Annotated in this window: 13 protein-coding genes; 3 read left to right on the plus strand and 10 right to left on the minus strand. The window is 68.0% G+C overall.

Annotated elements, in window-relative coordinates; genetic code table 11:
• Nucleotides 1-5: 5 nt before the first annotated feature.
• The 8 genes from HNP02_RS21755 to HNP02_RS21790 are packed head-to-tail and all read right to left on the minus strand — an operon-like array spanning nucleotide 6 to nucleotide 11,774.
• On the minus strand, nucleotides 6-3,224 hold the full coding sequence (locus HNP02_RS21755) for an FAD-dependent oxidoreductase (RefSeq protein WP_309241652.1): 3,219 nt from the start codon (nucleotides 3,222-3,224) through the stop codon (nucleotides 6-8).
• A complete protein-coding gene (locus tag HNP02_RS21760) occupies nucleotides 3,221-3,625 on the minus strand; it encodes an SCP-2 sterol transfer family protein (protein ID WP_184442373.1) in 405 nt (134 codons plus the stop codon). The genes HNP02_RS21755 and HNP02_RS21760 overlap by 4 nt, the downstream gene beginning before the upstream one ends.
• Nucleotides 3,618-4,634, minus strand: coding sequence for a hypothetical protein (locus HNP02_RS21765; RefSeq protein ID WP_184442588.1), 1,017 nt, complete (start codon nucleotides 4,632-4,634; stop codon nucleotides 3,618-3,620). Before HNP02_RS21765 ends, HNP02_RS21760 begins: the two co-directional genes overlap by 8 nt.
• Nucleotides 4,631-4,906: a hypothetical protein gene (locus tag HNP02_RS21770; protein WP_184442374.1), complete on the minus strand. Its 276-nt coding sequence runs from the start codon at nucleotides 4,904-4,906 to the stop codon at nucleotides 4,631-4,633. Before HNP02_RS21770 ends, HNP02_RS21765 begins: the two co-directional genes overlap by 4 nt.
• Nucleotides 4,903-5,361: a hypothetical protein gene (locus HNP02_RS21775; protein ID WP_184442376.1), complete on the minus strand. Its 459-nt coding sequence runs from the start codon at nucleotides 5,359-5,361 to the stop codon at nucleotides 4,903-4,905. Before HNP02_RS21775 ends, HNP02_RS21770 begins: the two co-directional genes overlap by 4 nt.
• Nucleotides 5,358-6,539 (minus strand): polyprenyl synthetase family protein, encoded by a 1,182-nt coding sequence (locus tag HNP02_RS21780; RefSeq protein WP_184442378.1) that lies wholly within the window; start codon nucleotides 6,537-6,539, stop codon nucleotides 5,358-5,360. The genes HNP02_RS21775 and HNP02_RS21780 overlap by 4 nt, the downstream gene beginning before the upstream one ends.
• Nucleotides 6,540-6,560: 21 nt before the next feature.
• Nucleotides 6,561-7,361 (minus strand): hypothetical protein, encoded by an 801-nt coding sequence (locus tag HNP02_RS21785; RefSeq protein ID WP_184442380.1) that lies wholly within the window; start codon nucleotides 7,359-7,361, stop codon nucleotides 6,561-6,563.
• Nucleotides 7,362-7,421: 60 nt separating this feature from the next.
• Nucleotides 7,422-11,774: an AAA family ATPase gene (locus HNP02_RS21790; RefSeq protein ID WP_184442382.1), complete on the minus strand. Its 4,353-nt coding sequence runs from the start codon at nucleotides 11,772-11,774 to the stop codon at nucleotides 7,422-7,424.
• Nucleotides 11,775-12,127: 353 nt separating this feature from the next.
• Between HNP02_RS21790 and eccB the strand changes: the two genes are divergently transcribed.
• The gene (gene eccB, locus HNP02_RS21795) at nucleotides 12,128-13,522 is read left to right on the plus strand and encodes a type VII secretion protein EccB (RefSeq protein WP_184442384.1); all 1,395 of its coding nucleotides are present in this window, start codon (nucleotides 12,128-12,130) and stop codon (nucleotides 13,520-13,522) included.
• Here eccB and mycP read toward each other — a convergent pair.
• Nucleotides 13,487-14,857 carry a type VII secretion-associated serine protease mycosin gene (mycP, locus tag HNP02_RS21800; protein ID WP_184442386.1) on the minus strand — a complete coding sequence of 457 codons (1,371 nt, stop codon included), beginning with the start codon at nucleotides 14,855-14,857 and terminating at the stop codon, nucleotides 13,487-13,489. The genes eccB and mycP overlap by 36 nt on opposite strands.
• Nucleotides 14,854-16,305, minus strand: coding sequence for a type VII secretion integral membrane protein EccD (eccD, locus tag HNP02_RS21805; protein ID WP_309241653.1), 1,452 nt, complete (start codon nucleotides 16,303-16,305; stop codon nucleotides 14,854-14,856). Before eccD ends, mycP begins: the two co-directional genes overlap by 4 nt.
• Between eccD and eccCa the strand changes: the two genes are divergently transcribed.
• Both eccCa and HNP02_RS43785 read left to right on the plus strand, forming a co-directional pair.
• On the plus strand, nucleotides 16,250-19,972 hold the full coding sequence (eccCa, locus tag HNP02_RS21810; protein WP_184442391.1) for a type VII secretion protein EccCa: 3,723 nt from the start codon (nucleotides 16,250-16,252) through the stop codon (nucleotides 19,970-19,972). The two genes, eccD and eccCa, sit on opposite strands and share 56 nt — an antisense overlap.
• A complete protein-coding gene (locus HNP02_RS43785; protein ID WP_184442393.1) occupies nucleotides 19,969-21,120 on the plus strand; it encodes a type VII secretion-associated protein in 1,152 nt (383 codons plus the stop codon). The genes eccCa and HNP02_RS43785 overlap by 4 nt, the downstream gene beginning before the upstream one ends.
• The last annotated feature ends 48 nt before the right edge of the window (nucleotides 21,121-21,168 follow it).

The raw sequence follows: 21,168 nt of genomic DNA on the forward strand, positions 1-21,168 counted from the left end.
TCGGCTTAGTGCGCGGGACCCTGACCGGTCTCCTTGCGTAAGGCGCGTGCCGGATCGACGCGGCCCGCCAAACCCGAGAACGCAGTGCGTGGTGTTTGCGCGAGCACCGGTTTCGCTGCATCGCGCCCGAGAGCGATGGCTGCGTCTCGCCCGCGTCCCAACAGGCCGTCGGTCATGGATTCGTCCAAGGGCCGCCTTAGCGGCGCGTTGGACGTCGCGGTGACCCGAGTGGCGTCGTCAGCGGCCGGACGCTCGGAGGCAACGCTTCCCAATGTCGTCACCTGCGGGGTGACCACCGCGCCGGATCCGCGCTTGTAAAGGCTCCTGGCATCGGCGAACTTGCTGCCCACTTCGTTGAAGGGGCGCCTCAAGTGTGGATTCTGCAGCTCGGTTTCGTCGGTCAGACTGCTTTCGAATGGCTGTTGATTTCCGAGTTGATTGATGGCCGCTTTCATCGCGTTGGGCGGAATCTCCGGCACGGAATTCGGCTGTTCCCCCGTCGGGACCGACTGTGCGGTCGGTTCGTTCGATTGCGTGGGCGTAGCTTGCGGGGACGACTGAGGTGGCAACGAAGTGGCGTGGGACGGTGACGGCGGTGGCGCCGCGGCGTTTGATGCCTGCTCGAGATAGTGTCGCCACGCCTGCAGATAGCCGAACAGCTGCTGGGTGTAGTCCGTTGGCGAAGGTGGCATGGGCTGGCTGGGTGCGGGCGCCATGAACGGAAACGTCGGCGGCATGGGTGGATTCGTGACAGCGGGCGGCATGAACGGCATGCCGGGCGGCATGAACGGCATGAACGGCATGCCGGACGGCATCGCCGGGAAGCCCGGCGGCGCGCCGGAAGAATTCGGGGCCGGCAGTCCCGCCGTTAGGTTCGCCGACTGTTCGAGGAGCTGTCGCCACACCTGGAGGTAGGCAAGCAACTGCTGGTTGTACTCAAGAGGTGATGTCATCGGTTGACCTCCGGCTGATGGGGGTACGGGTGGCGTTGAGGCGCCTGCTGGAACCGCTGCCGGGCTATCCAACGGGTGAGGCAGCGAGTTGGCGCAGTAGTACGAGTCGAGGAAGCGTAGAAGGCGGGTGTCGGCCGGTTCGCGGTTCTCGATGTCGAAGACGTAGCAGTAGTCCCCGGCCGGCGATGGCATCCGAATGGGACTCGAGTAGCTCTGGTCGAGGAAGCCGAAGGGAAACTGCCAGGCAAGCGATGTTCTCTCCCGGCGATCGAGCCCGCCCGACCCGACCCAGACGTAGTGGTCGAGGATGGCGTTGACGGCGTGGCGCGCCGACTCGCCAGCCGCCTCCATCGACGTCATCCGGGTGAACGTCCTGGTCCACGTGCCTGCGAAGACCACCGAGTTGTGGTGGACCTGATAGCCCCCGTGACGGGCCTGCCAGACATCGCGGTGCTCGAGGTCTTCGAGCCATCGGTCCTCGGATGGAATCGCCCTCAGCGACGTGTTGTGCGGATTCCACGGCTCAGGACCGGGCCGGTTGTTCCAATCGCCGACGATCGGCACCAAGTACGGTGTCTCGTTGCGAACGGCACGGCTTCCGCCCTGTCCGGGTCCGCCTGCCATCACCAGACCTTGGTCGAGGGCGTACCACGACGGCCACGGCAGAAGCGCCTCGGGGACGTTGCCCGCGCCGCCCGTGATGGCAACGGTGATCTGTCGCCACACCTCGGCGGCGATCTCGTCCGCCGTGCAGTCGCGCGCCGCTCTACCCCACCCGTGTTCGTCGACGAGATGACGGGAGGGCGTGTTGAAGTCGCCGATGTCGACCGAGAGCACCGCGACGTGGCCGTCGCGAACCAGCGACGGGCGCCGCTCCCACATACCGTGCTGGTTGATCGACGAGAGCCCCCACTCGGAACCCGAGTGATACATGTGCCCCCGGAGCAGCTGGAACTCCGTGTCGAAGAAGAACTGAATGCCGGCCAACGTCTGGAACCGATCCCAGGGCACTAGTCCCATCTCGTCCATGGCGTAGGGGTTCCGCCTGGCTTTGGGTCGAGTGCCCCTAGGCTCCAGTGGGCCGTTGGGCGGCGGAACGGAGGTGGTGAATCCGTCGAGCCCGGCCACCGTTCCGCCCGTGCCCGCCGCGCGCATCGGGGCGGTGATTCGTTCGGCGGCAGGGGAATCGACGGCGACCACCGCGTAGTCCGGGGTCACCCGTGTGCCGTCGGCCAGCGAGACCTGAACGCGCGGCTTGAGGTGGGGCGGCAGGTCGATGTCGGTGGCGGGCGGATCGATGCGCTCGGCCGCGCCGCGAACGAAGCGGACTCCGAGTGCGACGAGATGGTGGTACCAGTGGTCGAGCCACGATTCGGTCGTGGGGCCGTTGAGCACGCCGTCGGCCTTGTTGTCGCGCCGGTCCATCTGCAGCTGAAGCTGGAGGTAGGTGGTGAGGTTCGTGCGGGCGTCTCCCCAGCGCGCGTCGAATGCGGCCAGCACGCGCGGCATTTCGAGCAGATACTTGTCGAAGTGCGGCGAGTAGGTGAACCTACGGGCCCCCGCCGCGTTGTCTCTTCCGACGAAGAAGTCATAGGCAGAGAGGTTCTGCAGTTCCTTGGCCCGACGTAGCGGGCTGGTGACGAGGTAGCGCAGTACCCTGCTCAGGAAAGTCGCTATGTCGATCGGTGTGAATCCCAACTTCATGAGTTGGCCGACGGTGCTGATGAGTTCGATGGGGGTGCGCGGCGCCTCGCGCGGGAAGACAAGGGAAGCTTGGCCTTCCACCGTGGTGCCCTGCGTGATCACTCGCCTCACGTTGTCCATGACCGTGCGCGACGTCGCTTGCCAGGTGACCTCACCCCTGGCGGAAACCATGGGCTCGTAGGTCGGGATGCGCTGGAACAAGTCCCAGGTGTGCAGGTAGTAGGCCGGGAAGAAGCGGAAGCCGTGTTCGCCGGCAACCGCACGTCCCGGCGTGGGCGGTTGGCCGCGCCTGCCCGGGAACGGCCGAAGTTCGGCCGGGCTTCCGTCGCGTATGCCCATCGTCGAGTATTGGGACGCAGCGAGTCCACCGAGCTTGACGGGTGGGAAGAATCCCGGCGGCTCGGGGCCCAGCCCGTCGCGCTCGTCGGAGCGGGGTTCGTAGACCGTGACCTCGAAGCCACGCTCGGCCAGTTCGTGCGCTGCGGTGAGGCCGGCGATGCCCGCTCCCAGCACCGCGACGGTGGGGCGTCGTTCGGACGAGGCTGGCGTCGTGATGTGCTCGGTCACGGCGACTCCGTCCGCAGCGCGTCCAGCAGTTCGGGCTGCGACGGCGCCCGCACGGCGGCGTGGACGTAGGCGAGCAGGGTGTCGTGCGCACGCAGGACGTCGTCGAGTGAGCCTCTGACCGACACCGTGCCGGCTTCCACGGCCTCTTGGAGCCCGACTCTGGCATCGAGCACGTCGAGGATGGCTGCTCGGGAGGTCGCGATCGTGGCGCCCGCCGTGCCTGGGGAGCCGTCGATCACCTCGAGCCCGTGACCAGCCGACAGCGTGAAGAGTTCGCCGTCGACGTCGAGGGCGACGACCAGGGTTCCGAGCTTGTCGAGCACCAGCTGGTAACTGTCGGGTACCTCGTCCGCGAGGTGTCCGACCGAGCGCCGCAGCAGCGCCGAAATCCGTTCAGCCATGGAGAAACTCGAATATTCCATCGCCGACGAAGTCGACGTTCTTACCCTTGACCGTGCCAGTCACGTGGACGGTGCCGCTCGTCTCGCACAGCACCGTCGATCGGTCCAGATGGACCTCGCTCGGCTGCGCGAGGCGCGCGTAGGACTGCGGACGGAACTCGGCGTGCACGCTGTTGCCGGCCCGTGATGCGCTGACTTGGACGAGCTCCGGCACTCCGGGTACGTCGCCGTCGAGGAGCAGCCGCATGGGCGGCGGTAGCGTGCAGTCCGCGCCACGGCCGAGCGTGCCGCTCGAGCGTGTCGTCAATGCCGCATGCCGGAAGATCACGGCAGGTTCGTCGTGGTGCCACACGTAAAGCGCCTGGGACAGACAGCGCAGCCGGCTTCGGTCGGTCATCTGCAGGAACACCATCGACCACGGATCGTCGGGATGCTGCGGGAGGATGGTGCCCCACGTCCAGCCGAAGTCGTCGCCCCACCAGAACCGGCCCCAGTTGTGGTCGTGATAGGCGAGGTCGTTCTCGACCCGATGCTCCTTGCCGCCGATGCGAAGCCAGCCGTGCGCACGCAGCCTCGGCACGAACAGCCAGCACATTCGGCCGTCGCCCACCGGCTGGTTGTTGACGACGAAAGGCCGGCTCGTCGACGTGAAGTCGAGCTCGCCGCGGATGCCAGGCCCGGGCATGTCGATCACCACGCGGTAGCCGTCGGGGCGCAGCACCATCCGGTTGCCGCCGATCGTCAGGTCGCCGAGGTCGGCCGACACGTTCAGGTCGGAGTCGGCGAACCGTTCGATGGCTCCGGCCCACCGTTCGTCGTGCGCGATTACGATCACGCGTGGCGCGAGCCGGAGGTCGTCGGAGGCTTCGTTGGTGAGGCTGAAGTTGATCAGGAAATGATGGCCGCGACCGTGGACCACGAAATGGTGCCACTCCTTGAAACCTTGGGGACGGGCACTCGCCAGCACGGGTGCGCGGAGGAAGTCGCTTGCGGCGAGCGCGGCGGTCATCGCAGCCACCTGGTCATCGTTGACACGGGCGCCTCGGCGATCGGATTCTGCTGGGCGGGTGTGGATTCGCCGAGCCGCTCGATGAGCTCGCCCAGGCTTGCGATGCCCAGCAGCGCGTGTAAGAAGTCGTCGGCGTCGCGTGGCGCGTCGGTGCGGCGGTTGTCGTCGGCGGCCAGCTCGCGTACTGCGCGGGCCATGCCGCTCAAGCCCAACAGATAGCCGATGAAGTTGCTCTGGTCGGCGAGTGCCTCGCGGGGGTTGGTCAGCGTCATGCGAACCCCTCGGGCCGGAGGCGGGCGAGGATGGAGTCGTCTAGTCCGTGCCCGATGACGGCGTCGGCCAGCAGATCGGCCCACGCATCCGGCGTGGCGTTCGGAGCCGCAGGACCGTCGAGGACGTTGAGGCTCACGGTCTCCCAGACTCGGCGAAGGTTCTCGACCGCTTCAGAATTGATGAGCCCGTCGCGCAGCTCCGCCCCGGCGGCGGTAGCCGCGTACCGACGGCCCTCGGCCACCAGCAGATCGTGCACACCGCGGGCGGCGGCGGGGTTGCCAAGCACCGCGCGGCGCGCGTGGAGGAGGAGCTCGAACACCGTCCGTTCGGTTCCGTCGGCGGCGTCCGGAGGGGTCGGAAGCAGGTGCGGCGCCTGTTTCTCGACGAGATCGAGCGTGAGCTCCCTGACGCGTTCAAGCTCGGCCAGCATGCTGATCAGAACTTCGGGGGTCATCGGGCACGCCCGTGTACGAATTCGACGAGACTCGAAAGGACGTCGCGATGGTGGCTCTTAGGCAGCCAGTCCAGATCAAGCAATACTCCCGCTGCCTCGCGGGCGTGTCGGGACGCGATGTCGCGGGCGTGCTTGAGCGAGCCGACGCGCTGCATCAGTTCGTAGAGCCAACGGATGTCATCGAGGCTCTTCGGGTCCGATGCATGGTGTCCGGCCAATTCCGCCGCGATCTCGGCACGTCCCTCGTGGGAGAGCTGGCCCCGGGCGGTGAGTCGGTCCAACAGGTCGGTCAGTCCGAGCTCGCCGTCGGCGCCAGGGCGGCGCTTGGACAGGATCTGCACGGCGCGCGTTTGGTCACCGGGCTCGGCACATCGCAAGGCGTGCAACACCATTAGCGTGCGCTTGCCCTCCCAGAGGTCCCCGCCGATCTCCTTTCCGTAATCTTCCGGGTCGGCGCGAAGGTTCAGCAGGTCGTCGGTGATCTGGAAGGCCGCCCCGAGGTGCCGGCCGAACGACTCGAGCGGAGCAAGTCGCTCGGGTCCCGCGCCGGCGGCGATCGCACCGACCTGCAACGGCGTGATGAACGAGTACCAACTCGTTTTGAGTTCCACCATCTCGAGGTAGTCCGCGTCGGCCAGCCGCCAGGAGTTCGAGCGCACCCACTCGAGCTCGCGGGCCTGGCCCTCGACGGTTTGTCGCGTCATGTGCGCGACTGCCCGCAGGATGCGCAGCGCAGGCCCGAGCCCGACGCGTTCGACGTTGTCGAGCAGCGGCTGCAGCGATAGCGAGAGCATGGCGTCACCGACGTTGACGGCAATCGGGATGCCATGATCGATGTGCATCGTGGGTTTGCCACGGCGCCACCATGATTCATCCTCGATGTCGTCGTGGATGAGAAAGGCGTTGTGGTAGAGCTCGAGCGTCGCCGCGGTCGGCAGGATGGCATCGAGGTGGCCGCCGAGCCCGAGGCAGGTCGCGATCGAGAGAGCGGGCCGCAGCGCCTTCCCGCCGCGGAGCGGGTAATCGAGGATCAGCTCCTGAAGTTGGCTTCGACCGTGGTCGGGTGCGTAGAGCCGGTTGAGCTCGCCGTCGCAGACGTGCCTGCACTCGGTGAGATAGTCCTCGAGTGCGTCAGGCGCGGTTGGGACTGACCGGGCCTCGGGCAGGGTGGAGGTCATGACGCGGTGGCGACGAGATCGTCACGGCTCTAGGAGCACGACGACGCCGGCGGTGTCCTTGATTCTCGTGACGTAGCGGATTTGGACACTCATTCCGATGCTTCCGGAGGCGTTTTCGCCGTCGACCTCCAGGCTGGGCAGAGCGCTGACCGCGAGGTCCACCGGCTCCTCGCCGGGGGAGGCATCCGCGGCAGCTCCGTGAGCGATGCGCTGCCGCCGTCCGATCAGGATCATGCGAACTTTGTGCAAATCCGATCCCTTGTTGGGCGCGGTGGGTTTCAGCACCGCCAACTGCGTGGCACGGTGCAGCGAGTTGATGTTGGCGGCGGACAGGATGTAGTCCAGCACCGGGTAGCTGCCAAGTGTGAACGCGTTGAGCGCCTTGAGCCCGTCGGTGTTGGTAATCAGGCAGGACGGCGCCCGGTACCCGGCATCCTCGACTTTTGCCCTGGCGTCGATGAGGAAATTCATGAGGTCCAGCGTGGTAGTGGACGTGAGAGGAACGGAGGGGCTGGAACTCGCCAACGCGTTCAGCACCGTCGCGTCGACACTCGCGGCGAGATCCGCCGACTTCGCCATCACCTCGGCCAGGAGAGCGTCCGGCGTTGGAGACCCTAGTTGGGCGAGTGTGGCATTAAACGGTTCATCGTCGAGCGCGAGGTTGAGGAACCCCGGACCGTTGACGATGTCGTTGGACACCTTGTTCTGACCGGGATCGCCTGTGTCCCAATGCGGGATGGCCTGCCAGGCGATGCTGGTCTGCTCGAAGGTTTCCGCCACTTCCCGGTCGGCTATGGCCAGCCGTTCTGCGCTCACGTACATGACTAGAACCCCCCAGGTCGAATGTGGTTCAAATCATCGCAGACAGCATGGTTACGCGTGTCATTTCTGAAGGAGCACGACGTCTTGACCAGGAGTCATCTCGCCTCGGGTCACCGCGTCGCAGTGCGCCAGATGCAGGGGGGCGACCGGGTCGTCCGGCAGCAAGTCGCGGCATCGTTCGAAGGCGGCCCGCGCTCCATCGGCGTCGCCGTCGTCGAACAGTGCAAAGGCTTCGTCGAAGGCGGACTGCGCGGCCCGCTTGGCATCGCGAAGCTGCGTCGGGTCCTCGTCGTATACCTCGTAGATCGTCACTGGTCGGCGCCGGTTAACCACCATGACCCGCTCCATGCGGCGGATGTCGAACTCGTCGCCGTTGGGGAGGCGTTTGCGGGTCGTATCGGAGACGAGCATCGCCGAGCCGTACCGCTTGGTGGTGCTTTCTATGCGCGCGGCGAGGTTTACTGCATCGCCGATGATGGTCAGCACCATGCGATTCACGCCGCCGACGAGCCCGACCCCGACCCGCCCGGTGTTGATGCCGATTCCTGCCCGCAACTCCACGGAGCCGAGGGCCCGCCGCTCCTCGTTGTGCTCGCGCAGCGAGCGCAGCATGGCGAGTCCTGCGCGGATGGCGTCCGGCTCCGATTCGAAGACCGCGACGATCTCGTCGCCGCGCACGTCTTGGATCATTCCGTTGCAGCTGATGATCGGCATCTCCACGGCCCGCAGGAATCCCATGGCCAAGCTGCTGGCCTCCGACACGTCCATGTCCTCGAGCATGGTCGTGAAGCCGCGGATGTCGCTGATGAGGACCGTCATCTCGCGATCGACCCGGTAGCCGCTGCGGACGCGGCGAAGGTCGTCGATGTCGAGGATGCGCAGCAGTTCGTTGGGCACGAACCGCGATTGCACGTCCATCAGGGACTGCCGGTACTCATCGGCGTCCCGCAACCGGTCCTCGAGCTGGAAGTTCCACAACGGCGCGGCGGCCTGGGCGCACAGGAAAGCCACTGCCTCCTCGTGGTCGGCCGTGAAGCGCCTGCCCGACTCGTCCTGCTCGGCGTAGATCACGCCAATTGTCTTGTTCTGCACCGTTATCGGAACAGCAAGGGTGGACGACGTCGTCGTTTGAGGCTGATGTCGTGCGGGTGGTCGGTTGCCTAGGCGGACCGGATCGCCCGCGACGACGACGGGGGAACCCCTGTCCACGACGCGGCGGACGATGGTCTCGTCGTAGGGCACCGCGGTCCAGGGCCCATCGACCGTCGTGGTGTCGCCGCGCTCGCGGACGGCGCGGACCATGAGGTGTTCGGCTTCGCCGGTGAGGAACAGAACGCGGCCCGCACCGGTGGTGTCCACGACTGTGCCGAGCATGATGTTGGCCAAGTCGTCGGGGGTCCGCGCTGCCGACAGCGCACGCACCAGGTGATGCGCGCTGATCTGGTCGATACCCGCGGAGTCGGCCTGGACGAGATCACGGCTGAGTAGCCACGGATGTGCCCGCGCAAGCCGGTCCGTGCGCACAATCAGACCTTGGCTCAAAAACCGCTGGTACGCCGACCGAAGCATGTGCTCACTGAGCGTCGCCCGACCCGTCTGGGAGTAGAGGGCGGCGGCCTCCTCGCGGGCTAGTGCGCCGATCAGGGGCAGCTGATGATCCTCCGCAAGCCCCATGGCCTGATCGAGGTAACGCTCCGCATCGCGGTGCTTACCGCGTGCTCGCGCCCACGTTCCCTCGATCAACGCACACGGTGCCGCATAGTTTGCCGGCGCACCCGCCGCCCACTTGCGATGCATCGTCAGCGTCTTGCGCACGAGATGCCGCGTCGAGCGGTCGTTCGGCGCGGCGTGAATTCTGCTCAGGGAGCTGATCATGTACACGAGTTGCCAGATCGCGGTCCCTGCCATTCCACCGACGTGCTCGATGGCCTCGTCCGTGGCGGCGGCCGCGCCTGGATAGTCACCGGACCAGAAGTGAAGACCGAGTTTCTGAGTCGCGGCTGCGCTCAGAGCCACCTCGTCGCCCTCGCGCTTGGCCGCAGGCAGTACTTCACGCTCGTCGTAGCCGCTCTCGCCGGCGAGCAGGAAGGGATCTTCGCTGCGTCCCATCAAGTTGAGGCAGAACTGGTGGGTGGCCTGGCAAAGCCTGCGGGGCACCGGCTGCGCACGAATCTCGGGGATGAGGGACTGGGCGAGGGCGTCGATCTCCGTAAGCGGGCGACCGGCAAAGAATGACTGTGAGAGCAGGGCCGCGACCAGGAATCCAGCGTATTCCTGGTCGCCTTGGTCAAGCGCCTCCGCGACGGCATCGCGCAGCTGGCCCAGCCCATCGCGGAGCGGGTGTCGCCAATGGCGGATGAAATTCAGGTACAAGAACAAAGTCTCCGGCCGTGCCTCGCGGAAGTCCGCCCGCTCCGTGAGCAGCAGACCGACCTCGCCGAAGCGCTGGCTGCCCGCTCTGTCGCCGGTCATCACCAACAGAAGCCCATAACTGGCGAGCACGAGTGGCGAGGAAGGGGTGTGGCCGTACTCGAGGGCGAGGTCGAGCTGCTTGCGCACGACCAGGGGAAAGATGTTGGGCCGGATGATGTAGGACATGCTGCGTAGCTCGGCGAGAATCCGCTGGATCTCGATGACCCGCCGATCCTCGCAGTGAGGTAGCTCGAGCAGCCGTTCGTTGGTCCAACGGCTCATCGAGAGCTTCATCCGTGCTAGCGCGATGGCCATTCTTGGTTTGCCTGGATCGGGTGGCAGCGGCTCGCCGAGCTCGTCGAGCGCTCGGAGTCCGGTTTCGAGCGCCTCCTTGAGGCGGTTCTGTGCCACCCGCCCCTTGAGTCTGAGGTAGGCGAGTCGCGCGCGGTCGGCAGGGTCGTGCAGGAATTCCTCGGCCTCATCGAGCAATTCGTGTAGCGCCGCCACGTCACCCACCAACATGGCGGCATCCGCGGCGTCGAGCTGCAGCTCACGGGCCAGCGGCAACTCGACTGTCCAGCGCTGCTCGCCAAGCAAGTCCAGACCGTTGCGGCAGTAGTCGAGGGCAAGCGGAAAGGATGCCTGCGCCCGCGCCTTGAGTGCCGCGCGGCGCAGCACCTCGACGAACCGGATCCGCTCGTCGTCGTCGGCGAGCCCTCGGCCTCCGATGCCGACGTGGCGGGCGGCCTCGAAGAGCCGGTCGTCCCCGAGCGCGACCAGCCGCCGGCCGATCCGAAGATGCGTTTCGCGCTGGGCGTCAGCGGAGATGCCTTCCCGCGCCACCTCGGCCACTCGGTCGTGGCTGAATCGGTAGCGGGCGTCGCGGCTGATCGCGTTGGTGATTCGTTGGCCACGGCTGTCGAGGGCTTCGAGCAGGCGAAGCTCGAGGGCCGACCAGACCGCGTGGACTACCACGTCGGGCGGTTGCGCCGCCGCCACCGCGGCGTCGGCGAGATCGAACTCGCCACCGATGCACGTCAGCGAGGTCAACACGTCCCTGTCGATAGGGCTCAGCTGGTCGAGGTATCGGCCGAGGAACTCCGCGGCCGTCGCCGTGACCTCGATTGACGAGAGCACGCGCAAGTCCCAACTCGGGTGTCCGCCTGGGCCGACCGGGATAAGGGCGCCTTCTTGTTGTGCGCGGTACAGCAGCTGACGGACGTGAAGAGGATTTCCGTCGGTCCGATGGTGGAATTCGCTGGCCACGTCGCCGAGCTCCACACCCTGGCCGCTCACCGCAGCGAGCAGCTCCTCGACGTCATCGCGGGACAGCGGGTTGAGCTCGATCGGACGGAGCGTCGCGGAGGTGAGACCCGCTGCGCCCGGGTCGAACTCACCCGCTCGGTGCGCACCGAGGAACAACACGTTGCGAGGCGATACCGTCAACAGTTCCGACAGCAGCAGCAACGTGTCTCGATCGGCCCACTGAAGGTCGTCGATCGCTAGGACCACCGGCCGATAGGAAGCGGTGTCCGACACGAGCCGGATAACGGCGCGGTGCAGTCGGCGGCGAGCGTCGGCTGCATCGAGGTCGGCCACGTGCGAGACTTCGCCAAGCACTTGGGCCAGGCCGGGCACGAGCTCGCTGAGGACACCGGCGAGTGTTGACGCCCCACTGACCAGGCCCGCATGCCAGCGGGCCCGCTCAGCCGGGCCGGTGGCCTCCATGGTGCGGATGAGCGAACCGAGGGCGTCGCCCAACGCCGAGTACGGTGCGGGCGCGCCGTCGCGGCATCTGCCGTAGGCGAAAACGCAGTCGCGCCCGGCGACCTCGGCGCCGAAGGCCTGCATGAGGGTCGACTTACCCACGCCGGGAACCCCACTGAGAAGGACGCATCCTCCGTCGACGCGTCCGGCCGCTTCAATGGCTTCGCGGAGTTCCGCTATCTCCTCCCGCCGGTCGACCACACGGCCGTCGAAGTCGAGTACCGGAGTCGTCACGGCATGCCGCCCACCGTCGTGCGCGCCTCCCTCCGCACGACAGGCCACGGGGATCGCAAGGTGCGCATGCCGGGTCCCCCTCTTGCCGAACAGTCAGCTCATCGTAGTGACGGGATGAACCCAACGCGGGCTGGATGAGTGAGATCTGGGTGATCTCTTCGAAGGCAAACTGACGCTCGTGTTAGTGGCGACGGGGGGCCGTGGTCGTCGAGGAAGGCTTCCGACAGGCCTTCGCCTCCGGGCCCGACCTCGACTTCCTCCGCGCGCTGGTGCCCTACGTCTGGGCGCGGTGGCGCTGAATTCAGTGCTCCGGCGGGCCCTCCAGCGAGGTTAGGCTCGATGCCGGGGGACTGATGGCCGATCAACCGACCACCCGGCTTGCCGCGAGTGGTCATCGCTTTCTGATGCGGCGCATGGAACATGCGTTGGTGCGCAGAAACATTGCAATGCACGACGATCCGCTGCGCGCTCAATCTCTGTCACTGGCGGCGGGATGCGTCCTCGCGGTGATCGCGGTCGCGGCGTGTGCGATCTTGGCGTTCGTCAGGCCGCAGGGCAGCCTGGGCAGCGCGCCGATCGTCATGGCTCGCGATTCCGGTGCGCTCTACGTGCGGCTCGACGACGTGCTGCACCCGGTCCCGAACCTCGCGTCGGCCCGCATGATCGCCCGATCGGCGGCCAACCCCGTCGTGGTCGCAGAGGCGACCATCGCGAGCGCGCAGCGGGGCCCGGCGATGGGCATTCCCGGTGCGCCAGCGGCGATCGGTGCACCGCTGGCAGCGCCGTCGTGGATGGTGTGCGACACCGATCGCACCGTCGTGATCGTCGGCGCCGAGACCTCGGCCACCGACAGGTTCGACGATGCGCGCAGCGTCCTGGTGGCCCCGCGCGGCGAGGGCCCCGCCACGACCTATCTGCTCTACGACGGTCGGCGTGCCGAGGTGGACCTCCGCAACCCGGCAGTGGTGCGTGCCCTTCGCCTCGAAGGCGTTGTCCCTGTGTTGGTTTCGCGGGCACTGCTCGACACCCTGCCCGAGGTCCCGGCGATCGCTGCGCCGGTCGTTGATGGCGCCGGTGCCGCTGGGCCCCGATCGTTGGAGGGAGTCCCAGTCGGTGCCGTCGTGCGCGTGGTGCGCGCCGACGCCACCGACTACTACGCCGTCCTGCGCGAGGGGGTGCAACGGATCGGCGAGGTGGCCGCCGACCTCATCAGGTTCACCTACCGGGGCCTCGACGGCGTGCCTGTCGTCGCGCCGTCGGCGATCGCGCGGACCAGCGCCGTCGACGGGCTGGCCGTCGGGCACCTCCCGCAACGCGCCCGCGAGCCGGTAGGAGCCGACGGTTCCGCAGCGGTGTGCGTGCTGTGGCATGCCGACCGGGTCGACGATCGGTCGCGCAGTGTCGTGCTGACAGGGAAGCCGCCGATCAGCGCCGTTGGGATGACGAGCCTCGCCCAGGCCGATGGCGACGGACCGAACGTCGACGCCGTGGTCGTTCCTGCGGGTCGCGCCGTCGACGCCAGGGCCGCCGCGATCATCGGGGACGACGGGACGTCCGGTCCGCGGTATCTGGTCAGCGACATGGGCGTGGTGTACGGCATTCACGATGACGACGTGGCGTCCCACCTCGGTCTCGCCGGCCCGCCTGTGTCGGCCCCGTGGCCGATTCTCGCGGCGCTGCCGCGGGGACCGGAACTGAGCACCGAGGCGGCCTCAGTCGTGCGCGACGGGCTGGCGGCGCCGTCGTAGTCGACCCGCCGAGACCGAAGCGACCGTCACCGCCGCAACGCAGATCGCGGCACCGCCGAAGGCGACCTGCCGCGACATCGGGTCGGGCCGGCGAGCGTCCGGGGCGGGCGGGACGGACGGCATCGGCGTCGACGGCGAAACGCCGGGGCCGTCCGCGCTAATCGCGGCCAGCGCGTCGACCACGCCGTGACCGACGTGGGGGTCCCATCCGGCCGCGGGGTGTCGCGCGGTGTCCTCGATGCGCTGCATCGCCTGCCTCGCCGTGAGCTGCGGCTCGCGCGATCGGATCAGCGCGGCGATGCCGGTGACCACCGGCGCGGCATAGCTGGTCCCCGAAATCGACAGCGGCTCATCGGAACCGGGTGCTGTATCGATCAGGCCCTCCCCGTCCGGATCCAGGGCGACGACCGCCTCGCCCGGAGCTGCGACGTCCACCCACGGCCCGGCGAGACTGAACGTCGACGGGCGGGCGTCCAGGTCGACGGATGCCACGGTGAGGACGTAGTCGTCGTACCACGACGGGCTCGCCACGACGTTCACCGCGTCCCAATCCGGCAGACCGGGACGGGACGGGTCGGACGGCGGATTCTGCTCGTGGCACACACCAGGACCGCCCACGTTGCCCGCCGCCGCGACGACGACGACGTTCTTGACGTCGACGGCGTAGGCGAGCGCCGCGCCAAGGGCGCCGTCGCCGATCTCGTCGGTCGCCGGAATGCAGGCGACCGAGGAGATGTTGATGACCGTCGCTCCCGCGTCGGCCGCGGTGCGCACCGCCATGGCCAGAGTCTCGACGTCACCGACCCCCGAACTTCCGGGATCGCCGACGCGGCGAAACGCGTTGCTCGACTGCCGGATTCCCATGATGGCGGCATCGGGAGCAAGGCCACCGAACGACGTGCCCGCCACGTCGACCTCTGTCGCGCCGATGATTCCGGCGACCACGGTGCCGTGACCATCGCAGTCCTGCGTGCCATCTCCAACCGACACGTAGTCGCCGCCGGGAACCAGGTGCGGCAGCAGTCGGTGCCGGGCGACGCCGGTGTCGATGACCGCCACCGTCTGACCCCGGCCGCGGGACAGTCGCCAGATCGACTGCAGGTCAATCCCGCTCAGCTGCGACTCCGATCCGACGTCGGCGGGCCTGGCCGCCGAATGGCAGCGTTCGCTCTGCTCGGTCGGCTCCCGCGGTGCAGGTGACTGCGGGACGGGCAACAATGCGTCGTCCACGATCGGAGGATTCACGGCACCGGCTGGCGGGGACGTCAAACCGGCCGTCCACGTGACCGCGACGACCGCGGCGACTCGTAACGTGAGGACGAATGCGGACGTCATGGCAGAGACACGCCGCGCACGATCGCGTAGACCCCGCCGACCCAACAGGCCAGCGGAACCACCGCGACGAGCGCCGCGTACTCCAGGACTTCCACGGCGCGCGCCGTGACGGCATTGAGCCGCGGGGGACGGGTGGCTCCAAGGCCGATCGCGATGAGCACGGCGCTCACCCACCCGACCTGGGCTGGGTGTGCCGTCACGAAGATCACGAAAGCCGCTGACGCACTGACCAATCCACCGATCGCAAGGGCCGTACGTCGTGCTTCGTCGACGTAAGTGCGCACTCGCAGCAGCAACACGACGCCGATCACCGCGGCGAACCCGGCTCCAGGCGGGCTAGGCGCGCCATACCGATGGCATCCGACCGCGATGAGAACGGCGCCGAGTGTTGCTGCGCCGCTGCATCCCCCGACCAGACCAGTCAACGTGGCGTGGCCGCGGAGTGCACGTTCGTCGATGTCGGCGTGTCGGTCGACGGTGAGTCCTGACAGCAGAATCGCCATCCGGCCGGACAATCCCAACACACCGAGGGCGGCGACGGCCAGGACTGCCCCGACGGTCGCGACGGGGACCACGGCAACGATCGGAACGATCACCGCGATCGCGACGAGTGCCGAGAAGGTTGCCGTCGCAACCAGTGTCGACGCCGATTGATCGGCCCACCGCAGCAGCGCCAGCGCCATGGACGCCGATGCCGCGGCCGCCAGGAAGACGTTGGCGGGGTCCGGGCCAGAGGGCACCGTCAGGAAGCCGGTCGCGACGGCCAACGACACCGCGGCGACGGCCGCTGGCGGGCTCTGGCCGGTGACCGCCATCGCCGCGGCAATGCTGGTCCCGATCGCGGCGATCAGCACATGGATGCTCGGGTGTCCGGTCAGGCTAGCGCACAACGCCAGCGAGGCGAGGGCCGCCGCCCACACGCAGGTGACCGCGGGTATGAACTGAGAGACGTCTGCTGGCGGACCAGCTTCTGCGACCGTGCGGAACGGGCCCCACCGCATCGGCCCGAGCGCCGGTGCGTCGGACGCGGCGAGGATGAGGACCTCGCCGTCGTGAACACCGTTCTCGGCCAGGGTGATCGACTCGTCGAGCGATGCCCCGGACAGACGGTCCAGTCGCCAGCACAGCGGCGACTCGTCGGGATGCTGCCTGGCTAGCGCGACGATTGTCGGCAGCAGCTCCCCGACCGGCGTGCCCGAGGGCAGGGCCAAATCGACCATGACGGGTTGACCGTCCCGGTCGCTCTGAATCGACAGTCGACACACTGACATCGCATCACCCCCCGGTAGATGTCCAGCATTGCCACCGTAACCGACTGGCACGGGGTGGCCGCGCGGCAATTCTCTCGCCTCGCGATGGAACGGAATCGACGTCTGCCGCGTCCTTTCACCGATGGACTTCGTATGCGCTCCGCGCCTCGCCGCTCCGCAACTCGACGCCGGCGACATCGTCGTCGAACCGCCGCCAGACGTACCGCGGCAGGCACCGGCCAACCCGCTGATGTGGCTGATGCCTGCGGCAATGCTGGTCGCCGCATTGGGAATGGCGTTGCTGTACTTCACATCCGGTACCAGCCGTAGCCCGATGTTCATGTTGTTCCCCGTCATGATGCTGGTCTCCGTGGTCGGCTCGCTGGCCTACGGTTCGCGCGGCACCCGCCGCACCGGCGAGCTGGACCAGGATCGGCGCGAGTACCTGCGCTACCTCGAAGCGCTGGACGACGCCACCGTCAGGACTGCTGGATCTCAGCACAGGTCGATGCACTGGAGTCATCCCGATCCGGGATCGTTGTGGAGGCTGGCTGGTGGGAGCCGCATGTGGGAACGCCAACCCGACGACGCCGACTTCTGCCAGGTCCGCGTCGGACTCGGCACGCTCGCCCTGTCCACCAGACTGATCGCGCCATCACCGACGCCGTCCGAATCCAGCGATCCGGTGACCGCGGACGCATTGCACCGTTTGATGGCGACCCGGTCGACGGTGTCGAACCTGCCGGTCGTCATCGACATGCGCGAGCATTCCCGGATCACGCTTGGCGGCGACGACGTCTTCGCGGCGCGCGGCCTGGCCAGTGCGATGATCTGTCAGCTGGCGATGTTGCACGGACCCCAGCACGTGAAGATCGCGGCCGTTGTCGATGAAGCCGCGGCGCCCGAATGGGACTGGCTGAAATGGCTTCCACATCACGCGGACTCGCGTTCGCATGACGGCGCGGGGCCGTCGCAGATGACGTATCGCAGCATGGCCGAGGTCCACGCCGACGGTGCCGCCCACGTGATGGTGCTTGTAGATGGCGGTGACGTTTCCGGCGACCCGCCTGCCGGCCGCGTCACGATGGTGGTGATCGGTACCGAGGGCCCCGGGACCGGGTTGGCTGAATGCCCGGACTTCCTGCCGGCGGTCGCGGCGCTGGCGTGCGCGCGTCGGCTGGCGCCGTTTCGCGTCGGTTCGTCGAGGATCGTCGGCCCGCCTCATGCACTCGGCGGTTGGGCGGCTCTGAACGGGGTCGGTGACGTGGAGCGCCTCGACGCCGCGACGTGCTGGCCACCTCGCACCGGAAATCGGCGACTCCGCGTGGCCATTGGCGTCTCCGACGCAGGCGAGCCCGTCGAACTGGACATCAAGGAGGCCGCTCACGACGGCATGGGGCCGCACGGGCTCTGCGTGGGCGCGACGGGTTCGGGAAAGTCGGAGTTCCTGCGGACGCTGGCCCTCGGCCTGATCGCCACCCATCCGCCGGAGGCCTTGAACCTGGTACTCGTCGACTTCAAGGGCGGCGCAACGTTTCTCGGCTTCGAGAGGCTCAGGCACGTGGCGGCCGTCATCACCAACCTGTCGGACGAGGCCCACCTGGTGGCCCGCATGAGGGATGCGCTCGCCGGTGAGATGACGCGCAGGCAGCAGGCTTTACGGGCGGCGGGGAACTACGCGAACGTCACCGACTACGAGGCCGCGCGGGCAGCGGGCGCCGCGCTACCTCCACTGCCCGTGCTGTTCATCGTGGTTGACGAGTTCTCCGAACTGCTCAGCCAGCAGCCGGACTTCGCCGACTTGTTCACCGCGATCGGACGGGTGGGACGCTCGCTCGGAATGCACCTGCTGCTCGCCAGCCAACGTCTCGACGAGGGCAGGCTGCGCGGGCTCGAGAACCACCTCTCCTACCGAATTTGCCTGAAGACGTTCTCGGCTGCCGAATCCCGCGCGGTGCTCGGCACCCCGGAGGCATACGATTTGCCAAGCACGCCTGGGATGGCCTACCTCAAGACCGCAGCAGGCCACCTCGTCCGGTTCCGCACGGCCTTCGTGTCGAGCCCGGTCCCGCGATCGGTGATGCCGGGGAATGAGCAATGTGTCTTGGCCCCTTCGTTGTTCACGGCGCGTCACGTCCCACGAACTTCGAGTGAGGTTCCACCCGACGATCCAAACGCCACCACCCGAACCATTCTGGACACGGTGCTCGACCGGCTGGCCGGGCATGGCACCCCTGCACATCGGGTGTGGTCGCCGCCGCTGGCGCAGTCACCCACGCTCGACACGGTGCTCGCATCGTCGGTGGGCCTACCACCCTTGGTTGTCCCGATCGGTTTGGTGGACAAGCCCTTCGCACAACGGTGCGACCCGCTGATCGCCGATCTGAGCGGACCAGGTGGCCACGTCGCGATCGTCGGCGGCCCGCGGTCGGGCAAGTCCATCGCGTTGCGCACGTTGGTGTTGGGACTGGCGGCGATGCACCCGCCCGGACGGGTGCAGGTCTACGGGCTGGACTTCGGCGGCGGAGTGCTGGCGTCCACGCGGGTGCTTCCCCATGTCGGTGCGGTCGCAGGACGGTTCGAGCCCGCACTGGTCCGGCGCATCGTCGGTCAGCTGCAGGCGCTGATCCGGACGCGCGAGGCACGGTTGCGCCGTGACGGTGCCGACGCGCGGTTCGACGCCGGATTCGACGATGCGTACGGCGACGTGTTCCTCGCCGTCGACGGCTGGGCAGCGGTCCGGCAGGACTTCGACGGCCTGGAGGAGTCCATCACGGCCGTTGCCATGCAGGGCCTAGCGGTCGGGGTGCACGTGGTGGTGACCGCATCCCGCTGGGTGGAGATGCGGCCCGCGCTCAAGGACCAACTCGGCACCAGAATCGAACTCAGGCTTGGCGATCCGGCCGACTCGGAGATGGACCGGCGCAGGGCCCGGCTCCTCGGCGACTGCCCACCCGGCCGGGGCATCACCCGTGACGGTCTGGACATGGTGATCGCATTGCCGCGGCTGGACGGTCGCTCGTCGAGCGTGGGTCTGGACGCGGCGCTGCGGGCGGATGCCGAACTGCTGCGGGCCCGCCATCCGGTGACCGTCGCGCCGCCCGTCGAACTGCTGCCCACGAAGGTGACCTCCGACGCCGTCGTCGCAGCGGCGTCCGGTGCGCGGCCGCCGACACACATCCTGATCGGCCTCGCCGAGGACGACCTGCGGCCCATCGCCGTCGACTTCGGGGGACAGTCGCACCTCGTCGTGCTCGGCGAAACGGAGTGCGGAAAGACGACGACGCTGCGCGCGCTGTGCCACGAACTCGTTCGCAACAGCCCAGTGAGTGACGTGCAGATCCTGATCGTGGACCCGCGCCGGTCGCTGCTCGGCGTGGTCGAATCGGATCACCTCGCCGGCTATGCGATGTCCGCGGCGGCGGCGGAGACGCACGTCGCAAACCTGGCCCGAAGCCTGCATGCACGCATGCCCGGTGCCGAGGTCACCCAGCGGCAGCTGCGCGACCGGTCTTGGTGGTCGGGTCCCGAAATGTACGTCATCGTCGACGATTACGACCTGGTCGCCGAATCGACGGTCAACCCGCTCACCGCGCTGCTCGACCTGCTCCCGCATGCCCGTGACCTCGGATTGCACGTCGTCGTGGCACGCCGGTCGGGTGGTGCGGCGCGTGCGATGTTCGATCCGTTCCTGGCCCGGTTGCGTGACCTCGGATGCATGGGGCTGACGATGAGCGCCGGCCCGGACGACGGCGTGCTGCTGGGCGCGGTTCGCCCGACGACACAGCCGCCGGGCCGCGGCACGCTGACTCGGCGTGGCCAGCCGAACCAGGTGGTCCAGGTGTCCTGGACGGATCCACCGTGACCGCGCCCGATGCCGTACTCGTGGTGGGACCGACCGAGATCGTCGGTGCCCGCGCGGTGGACGGCGAACTCGTCACGGCAGCATTCGAATCCATCGACGACGCCACCGCTCTGGTCGGCGACCGCGTCGTGCCGGTCGACGAAGTGTGGCGGGAGGTGATGGCGGCGGCCATCGGTCACGCCGCAGGCACCGTGGTACTCGTCTGCCCGTCATGGTGGCGACCGCCACGAATCGAGATGGTGGGCAACGCCGCCCGTCAAATGGCCACCAATGTCGTGCAGCTGCGGCGGGCAGACGTCCTGCAGGCCGATGACTCGAAGACCATCGTCGAGATCGCACCGGAGTTCGTCGTCGTCCACGCTCCCGGCGCGGCAACGTCCGTCGTGCCTCGCGTCGGTGAACCGCGCGTCGTCGCCGACTCGATCGACACGCTCGTCGACCAGGCGGTCGTGGTGATCGACGTACCAAGTGGCATGGATGGGGCGGCGAGACTGAGCGGCGAACTCGCGCGTGTCCTGCGGTCTCGGGGCGTCGCGGTATCGATGGCCGACGACCGACGCGTGCTGCGCGCGGCGCGGGAGCGGCGGGTGGGCAGGCGTCGCATGGTCGGCCTGCCTGCCAGGTTCACCCATCCCCGCGTCGCGGCGCTCACCGGGGCCGGGCTGGTGGTGACGGCGTTGACCGTCGCCGCAGCAGGGTACGGTGCCGACGACGACGCGACGGCTACCTCGGCATGGCTGGTCGAGGGGCGGGTTGCCGTCGAGGTGCCCGCCGACTGGTCCACCGAACGCATCAACTCGGGTCCCGGTTCGGCTCGGGTGCAAGTGCTTTCGCCACGGGAGCCGCACGTCGCGATCCAGGTTACCCAGTCGCCGGGGCAGGAATCGCTGGCCGTCGCGGCCGAGGTGTTGCGACGAGCGCTTGGCGAGCAGCCGGACGGGGTCTTCGTCGAGTTCACCGCGTCGGACCGCAGGGCCGAGAAGAACGTCATCACCTACCGCGAGATCCGCACGGAGCACCACGTCGAGTGGACCGTGATGCTCGACCGCGGCGTGCGGATCGCCATCGGCTGCCAACACGCGCCGGACCGCCCGGCTCCTGAACGGATCTGCGAGGCGGCCATTCGATCGGCAAGGACCTTGCCGTGACCGCGCCGTGATCGACATTCGCGGCTCATGGAACCGAATCGCGATCGT

The organism is Mycobacterium sp. AZCC_0083 (assembly GCF_014202335.1).
GTDB lineage: Bacteria > Actinomycetota > Actinomycetes > Mycobacteriales > Mycobacteriaceae > Mycobacterium.

Bases quoted from the DNA above. Each gene is read 5' to 3' on its own strand.
- eccB (WP_184442384.1), top strand. From the start codon at position 12,128: ATGGCCGATCAACCGACCACCCGGCTTGCCGCGAGTGGTCATCGCTTT.
- mycP (WP_184442386.1), bottom strand. From the start codon at position 14,857: ATGACGTCCGCATTCGTCCTCACGTTACGAGTCGCCGCGGTCGTCGCG.
- HNP02_RS21765 (WP_184442588.1), bottom strand. From the start codon at position 4,634: ATGACCGCCGCGCTCGCCGCAAGCGACTTCCTCCGCGCACCCGTGCTG.
- eccCa (WP_184442391.1), top strand. From the start codon at position 16,250: ATGGACTTCGTATGCGCTCCGCGCCTCGCCGCTCCGCAACTCGACGCC.
- eccD (WP_309241653.1), bottom strand. From the start codon at position 16,305: ATGTCGCCGGCGTCGAGTTGCGGAGCGGCGAGGCGCGGAGCGCATACG.
- HNP02_RS21760 (WP_184442373.1), bottom strand. From the start codon at position 3,625: ATGGCTGAACGGATTTCGGCGCTGCTGCGGCGCTCGGTCGGACACCTC.
- HNP02_RS21775 (WP_184442376.1), bottom strand. From the start codon at position 5,361: ATGACCCCCGAAGTTCTGATCAGCATGCTGGCCGAGCTTGAACGCGTC.
- HNP02_RS21780 (WP_184442378.1), bottom strand. From the start codon at position 6,539: ATGACCTCCACCCTGCCCGAGGCCCGGTCAGTCCCAACCGCGCCTGAC.
- HNP02_RS21770 (WP_184442374.1), bottom strand. From the start codon at position 4,906: ATGACGCTGACCAACCCCCGCGAGGCACTCGCCGACCAGAGCAACTTC.
- HNP02_RS21785 (WP_184442380.1), bottom strand. From the start codon at position 7,361: ATGTACGTGAGCGCAGAACGGCTGGCCATAGCCGACCGGGAAGTGGCG.